General features: G+C 63.3%; 7 protein-coding genes and 1 pseudogene. 6 read left to right on the top strand and 2 right to left on the bottom strand.

From position 1 onward, the window contains the following. Nucleotides 1-77: 77 nt before the first annotated feature. Nucleotides 78-1,022 carry a recombinase family protein gene (locus tag GQO94_RS14715; RefSeq protein WP_456299631.1) on the bottom strand — a complete coding sequence of 315 codons (945 nt, stop codon included), beginning with the start codon at nt 1,020-1,022 and terminating at the stop codon, nt 78-80. 58 nt (nt 1,023-1,080) lie between these two features. On the opposite strand from GQO94_RS14715, the gene GQO94_RS14710 reads away from it, so the two are divergent. The 3 genes and pseudogenes from GQO94_RS14710 (at nt 1,081) to GQO94_RS14700 (ending at nt 2,827) form a co-directional block, all read left to right on the top strand. Further along, nucleotides 1,081-1,710, top strand: coding sequence for a Fic family protein (locus tag GQO94_RS14710; RefSeq protein WP_156842184.1), 630 nt, complete (start codon nt 1,081-1,083; stop codon nt 1,708-1,710). A 233-nt stretch (nt 1,711-1,943) separates the two neighbouring features. Further along, nucleotides 1,944-2,108 (top strand): annotated as a pseudogene (locus GQO94_RS14705) (JAB domain-containing protein); the annotation flags it as partial. Further along, nucleotides 2,108-2,827, top strand: a complete 720-nt coding sequence (locus GQO94_RS14700; RefSeq protein WP_156842183.1) for an NRDE family protein — start codon at nt 2,108-2,110, stop codon at nt 2,825-2,827. The pseudogene GQO94_RS14705 and the gene GQO94_RS14700, both read left to right, overlap by 1 nt. A 96-nt stretch (nt 2,828-2,923) precedes the next feature. Here the strand turns inward: GQO94_RS14700 and GQO94_RS14695 are convergent, their stop codons facing one another. Beyond that, complete coding sequence (locus tag GQO94_RS14695; RefSeq protein ID WP_156842182.1) at nt 2,924-3,943, bottom strand: alpha/beta fold hydrolase; 1,020 nt, start codon at nt 3,941-3,943, stop codon at nt 2,924-2,926. A 130-nt stretch (nt 3,944-4,073) separates the two neighbouring features. Between GQO94_RS14695 and purB the strand changes: the two genes are divergently transcribed. The 3 genes from purB (at nt 4,074) to pyrF (ending at nt 6,510) form a co-directional block, all read left to right on the top strand. Next, nucleotides 4,074-5,384, top strand: a complete 1,311-nt coding sequence (gene purB, locus GQO94_RS14690) for an adenylosuccinate lyase (protein ID WP_156842181.1) — start codon at nt 4,074-4,076, stop codon at nt 5,382-5,384. A 65-nt stretch (nt 5,385-5,449) separates the two neighbouring features. Then, nucleotides 5,450-5,836, top strand: a complete 387-nt coding sequence (locus tag GQO94_RS14685; protein ID WP_156842180.1) for a DUF1049 domain-containing protein — start codon at nt 5,450-5,452, stop codon at nt 5,834-5,836. Then, on the top strand, nt 5,833-6,510 hold the full coding sequence (gene pyrF, locus GQO94_RS14680; protein WP_156842179.1) for an orotidine-5'-phosphate decarboxylase: 678 nt from the start codon (nt 5,833-5,835) through the stop codon (nt 6,508-6,510). The genes GQO94_RS14685 and pyrF overlap by 4 nt, the downstream gene beginning before the upstream one ends. Nucleotides 6,511-6,564 lie beyond the last annotated feature (54 nt).

Below are 6,564 nucleotides of genomic sequence, written 5' to 3'. Positions count from 1 at the left end.
CGCTGTAGATCCCCACACCTCCCTGACTCGGCAGAAAGGCTTCAAGGTGGACGACTTTTACGCCGCCCGCAGCAGGACTATCCCGCCGCTACCGTGGTCGAATATTGCTCCGCCGTTCTCAGCTTGAAGGAGCGGCGGTTCCATACGTTGTCGCCGACATATTTCTCGTTGATCAGAATCTGGTGGACCGTTCCCCTGGTCCAGGGTCGTCCAAGATCGGTCGGTAGGCCCCGTTGGTTGAGATCGGCAGCGATCTCCCGCTCGCTGTATCCCTGATGGACGAAGGCTTGGTAGATGCCGCGCACCAGCTCGACTTCTTCCGCCGGGCCAAGCGTCAGGATCACCCGATCGGTCTGGATGCTCTTGTGCTCCCCACGGCCCAGAACCCCTTTGATGACGCCATGCTCGTCGATCAGGGTTCGGCGGAGACCGAAGCCGGCAGGTCCGCCCTGACGGTAGCCCTTCTCGATCAGCCGGCCTTGGCCCGCAAATACCTTGGTCGATAGCTCGCGGCTATACTCGCCGGCCATCGCACGCTTGACGCCTTTGACGATGGTCGAGATCGGGCTGCCATCGTTGTCGAATTGCTCCGCGCAATACTCGACGGCGATGCCGGCGCGTCGGCAGATATACTCGTAATAGGCGCTCTCGTCGGCATCCTGAAAACGCCCCCAGCGGCTGACGTCATAGACGAGAACCAAGGTGAAATCGGTGTTCCCGGACTGCACGTCCTCGATGAGCTGTCTGAGCGCGTCGCGTCCCTCAATCTTGAGGCCGCTTTTCCCCGCATCGGCATAGGTTCTGACGATCTCTATTCCGCGGGCTTCAGCATACTGCTTGATCGCGTCGGACTGGTTTTCGGTCGAATATTTTTGATGGTCCGTGGACATGCGGACGTATTCGGCAGCCCGAAGAGGACGTTCAGGCTGCCCTGACCGATCATCGTAAAGTCGCTGGCCCATCACATTACGCCCTCCCGAAATTGCCTGCGGCGGTCCGGGCGACCTACCGCCGCAGCGCATGACGGGCCTCTGCCGCCACTCCGCACGGAAACCAGTTTAGCTGCGGAGAAAACGGAAGATGTTGCCGAAAACGGGCAGGAAATTTCCCCTTTGGACAGGCGTTCTTGGCGGACGCGACACCTATGCGCAGACCATCGCCGAGCTGCTGCGCAAAGAGCATGGAGACAGCCGCCGTGCGATCAAGCAGCTCATGCGTCAGACGGATGCGAGCGAGAGGACCGTGAAGCATTGGCTCTCAGCGCAGCATGGGCCGGATACGGTGTATTTCCTGCGCCTGGTGGTTTCGTCGCCCGTCATCAGGGCCTTTGTTCTCGGCCTGCTCGAAGGCCCGGCGGCGATCCCGTTGACCGGCCCGGTGGATCGCATATCGCTTGCCAGAGCCCGTGAAGCCTATGCGGCCGGTGAAGCCGCTGGCGGACGTTCAGCAACGGGTGCGCGAGAATATGACCCTGAATATGTCCCTGAACGTGACCCTATAAATGTCCCTGATCGGGCAGAGATCAATGAGCGACAACGCTGGTTTCTGGGCCGAGTCGTCGAGGGTCGATGCGACGCCAGGGAGATTGCGGCTGTTTGGGACGTCAGTCTGAAAACCGCGCGACGGGACATCGCCGCGCTCAAGGCCGCAGATCTCATATGCTATGTTGGATCACCGAGGAAAGGGCGGTATCGCAAGACGACTGGATAGCCGGATTGCCAGCTCGTGGATGCCCCGAGGGCTCCGCCGAATCGGTGGGCTTGAATTGTGAGGCGGAAAGGATGAAGTTCGGTGCCGTGCGTGACGTGAACTCGCTGAGCGCGCTGATGATCGCCCGTGACGATCACGATAGCGCACTAAGCGCAGCTCCCAAACCCCGGCACCACCTTCGGGGGTTCTTCAAAAAAATCATTGAATATCAATATGATAATGAACACCGTGGGATGATGCACAACCACCCTTCGGGCTCCGCCGAGCCCAGTCGCGCCGATATCGACATCACCAATCGCATCGCCGAGGCTGGGCGCTTGCTTGGGGTGACGGTGCACGACCATGTCATCATCGGGCGACAAGGCCATGTCTCGCTCCGCGCGAAAGGACTGATCTGATGTGTGTCGCGGCAATCGCCTGGAAAGCGCACCCCCGCTGGCGGCTGGTCGCGATCGCCAATCGCGACGAGTTCCACGAACGCGAGACAGCACCGCTCTCCACCTGGGACGACGGCAGCGGGATCGTCGCGGGAAAGGATCTGCGCGCCGGCGGAACCTGGCTGGGAGTCGGGCCGCAGCAGCGCTTCGCCTTGGTCACCAACTTCCGCAAGGAAGGCTACCCCCGCCCCGGTCTCGCCTCGCGCGGTGCGCTGGTCAGCGGCTGGCTGCGCGGCGAAGCGGACGGTGACTTTGGCGCGATGAACCCGTTCCACGTGCTGCGCGCCGATGCCGACCGGCTCGAACACGTCACCAACGTACCGACTGCCGAATGTCGCGCGCTGGAACCCGGCATCCATGGTGTTTCCAATGGCGCATTCGACACGCCCTGGGCCAAGACTATGGGTCTGACCGAGGCACTCTCGACCTGGCTGGCGAACGACGACGACGACGTCTCCCGCCTTTTCGCCGCGCTTGCCGACGAGACCCCGCTGCCCGCCGAACCCGACAGCGAAGGCCCGGACCTGCGCTTCAGCCCCGTGTTTATCCGCAACCCCGACTACGGCACGCGGTGCTCTACCGTGGTGATGATGGGGCGCGATGGCGGCGGACGAGTGATCGAGCGCGGCTTCGATCGAAGCGGAAACCCGATTGGCGAAATCAAGATCGAGCTGGTGTGAAAGTCGAATTTGCCGGCCAGAGCGCTGTTGCTGACGCGGGCGAAAGCGCAGGCTGAGGCGGCGATCAATCCTGCGTACGCCGGGAACTAATAACTCTCAGCGCTGGATCGCAAGATCGTCCTGCAGCGCTTTCTCGAACCGTTTCGGGTCTTCGACTTGCGGCGAATGGCCAAGATCGGCGAAGGGCACGACGCGCGCGTCGGGCATCCGCGCGGCAGCAGCCGGCGCCAGTTCGGGGATCGGCTTCAGACGGCCTTGTACGTCTTTCGGCGCCTGACCCTTGCCGAAGGTAGTGGTGTCGCGCTGGCCGATGAACAGCGTGACCGGCATGCGCAGCGTCTCGAAACCTTGCGAGACCGGTTGCGTGAGGATCATCTCCGCGGTCTTCGCCTGGGCGATCTCGACGGCATCCGCGTCCTCGGTCGCGTACTGCCCGGCGAGCATGTCGACCCAGCGATCGTAGCGCGGCTGCCATTGGCCATGATAATAGGTGCGCAACTGGTAATCCTTGATCGCCGCCCGGTCCTTCCCGCGCTCCTGCTCGATCAGCTTGGCGAGCGGCACGTAGGGCACGCCTTCCGCCATCCTGTCCGTCAACCCGAGCGGATTGACGAGGACGAGCCGGTTCGTTGCCTCGGGAAACATCTGTGCGAACCGCAGGGCAAGCATTCCGCCCGTGGAGTGACCGAGTATCACGGCGCGCTCCAGCCCCTCCCGCGCCATCAGGCGATGCGTAGCGTCCGCCATGAAGGCGAAGGAGTATTGCGCGTCCCTGGGCTTCGAGGATTTGCAAAAGCCGACCTGATCCGGGATCAGCACGCGATAGCCTGCACCCGCCAAGGCCCTGGCCGTCGATTCCCAGGTCGCTCCGCAAAAATTCTTGCCGTGAAGGAGCACGATCGCCTGGCGGTTGGGGCGATCCGGTCTCACGTCCATGTAGCTCATCTGGCCCTCGGTCGTGCCGATGGCGAGCGGCATCCGCTTGACCGGCCAAGGGTACGCAAAGCCATCCAGATCGGTGCCGAGCGGTTTCACCGGCTGCGCGTCATCCGCCTGCGCAGGCACCGCGAGGGCAGCCAGCAGAATTGCGGCCATCGTCGAGGGCAAGGACTTCATCACGCACCTTTCGCTTGGATCAGCTCACACGAGATAGAGCTCCCGAGGCAGGTGTTTGCTCCCGCGGGACTTGCCTTAATCCGGCCTGCCCCCTAGCGGCAGCGCGTCGAACGCTTGCTGGAGTTTTCCCATGGTCCCCCGCTACGCCCGCCCTGCCATGACCGCGATCTGGGAGCCCGAAGCGCGCTATCGCATCTGGTTCGAGATCGAAGCGCACGCGGCAGTGAAGATGGGCGAACTCGGTGTGGTACCGGAAAACGCCGGCAAGGCGCTGTGGGACTGGTGGGCGACCAATCCCGTGATCGACGTCGCCGCGATCGACGCGATCGAGGCGGTGACCAAGCATGATGTCATCGCCTTTCTCGACTGGGTGGCGCAGCAGGTCGGCCCCGAAGCGCGGTTCATGCACCAGGGCATGACCAGCTCGGACGTTCTCGACACCACACTCAACGTGCAGCTGACGCGCGCCGCCGATATTCTGCTGGAGGATCTCGACGCGCTGCTCGCCGCGATCAAGCGCCGAGCCGAAGAGCACAAGTACACTCCCACGATCGGACGCAGCCACGGCATCCATGCCGAGCCGGTGACATTCGGCCTCAAGCTGGCACAGGCCTATGCCGAGTTCGCGCGCTGCAAGGCGCGACTGGTCGCGGCGCGCGAGGACATCGCGACTTGCGCGATCTCGGGGGCGGTCGGCACGTTCGCCAATGTCGATCCTTCGGTCGAGGAATATGTGGCGGACAAAATGGGGCTCGTTCCCGAGCCGATCTCGACACAAGTCATCCCGCGCGACCGCCACGCGATGTTCTTCGCGGTACTGGGTGTGATCGCCAGCTCGATGGAACGCCTCGCGATCGAAGTCCGCCATCTGCAGCGCACCGAGGTCCTGGAGGCGGAAGAATACTTCTCGCCTGGCCAAAAGGGCTCGTCCGCCATGCCGCACAAGCGCAATCCGGTGCTGACTGAGAACCTCACCGGACAAGCCCGCATGATCCGCAGCTACGCCCTGCCCGCGATGGAAAACGTGGCGCTGTGGCACGAGCGCGATATCTCGCACTCTTCGGTCGAGCGCTTCATCGGTCCCGATGCGACGATCACGCTCGACTTCGCGCTGGCGCGGCTGACCGGCGTGGTCGACAAGCTGCTGGTCTATCCCGAGCGGATGCAGAAGAATCTCGATCGGATGGGCGGCCTGATCCACTCGCAGCGCGTCCTGCTGGCGCTGACGCAGGCGGGCAAGACCCGCGACGAGAGCTACCGCCTCGTCCAGCGCAACGCGATGAAGGTCTGGGAATCGGACGGCCAGCTCTCGCTGCTCGAACTGCTCAAGGCCGATCCCGAAGTCTCGGCCGCGCTTACCGATGAACAACTCGAGGACAAGTTCGACCTCGGCTATCACTTCAAGGAAGTCGATCGCATCTTCGGGCGGGTATTTGGCTGATCCGAGCCCTCGCCCTTCCCTTTCGCCAGGCATCTGCCTAGCATTCCCACAAAACAGGAGGGAATATGCAGGTCATACGAACGATCCTGTGGATCGCGATCACGGCAATCCTCGTCGCCTTCATTGCGATGAACTGGACGACGGCACCCGTGAACATCTGGCCACTGGCCGACGGCAATTATCTGCACTTCGAATGGCCCGTCGGCATCGTCGCTTTGCTGTTTTTCCTGCTCGGTGCGCTGCCGATGTGGCTCCTGCATCGCGCTGCTGCGTGGCGCTGGAAGCGGCGGGTTGCCGGGCTCGAGAATTCGCTTCATGCCGTGAGCAGCACACCCGCGCCCACTCCGGCTCCCAGCGCGCCACCGGCTCAACCCGTGGAACCCGTCTCCGAGACGTCCACCGATCTTCATTCCGACCGTCAAGTCGGATCGCCTGCGAAAGACATTCCATGAACCATAATCCGGTCTGGCTCGCGCTCGACCTTCCGCGCCTCGATTCGGCAGAAGAGCTCGCCCGCAAGGTGTCCGGACACATTGGCGGGCTCAAGCTGGGCCTCGAGTTCTTTTATGCTCACGGGCATCATGGCGTGCATGAGATCCACAAGATCGGTCTGCCGATCTTCCTCGACCTCAAGCTGCACGACATTCCCAATACGGTGGCCGGCGCGATGCAGTCGATCCACGTGCTCGAACCCTCGATCGTCACCGTTCACGCCGCTGGCGGCCGCGCGATGATGGAAGACGCCAAGGCCGCCGCGGGCGAGCATTGCAAAGTCGTCGCCGTCACCGTGCTCACCAGCCTCGATAGCGATGATCTTGCCGCGACGGGCATCCATGCCGCGCCGCACGATCAGGCGCTCCGCCTCGCCGAACTGGCCCATGCGGCAGGCGTGGACGGTATCGTCTGTTCGGGCCACGAAGTCGCCGCGGTGCACGATCAATGGAAGGACGGCTACTTCGTGGTGCCCGGCCTGCGCCCGGCAGACAGCAAGACGAGCGACCAGAAACGCACCGTCACCCCGCGCGAGGCACGCGATGCGGGGGCGAGCGTGCTCGTCGTCGGCCGCCCGATCAGTCGCGCCGCTGATCCGCTCGCGGCGGCGCGGGCCATCGAAGCGACGCTCTGACGTCGTTCAGTCTGGCGCAACGCCGCGGCTGTCATCAGCGACGGCGTTCGAGAA

This window comes from Novosphingobium aquimarinum (assembly GCF_009746585.1).
Taxonomy (GTDB): domain Bacteria; phylum Pseudomonadota; class Alphaproteobacteria; order Sphingomonadales; family Sphingomonadaceae; genus Novosphingobium; species Novosphingobium aquimarinum.
The sequence above is the reverse complement of the archived record's forward strand: the minus strand, read 5'-3'. Positions and strand labels throughout refer to the sequence as shown.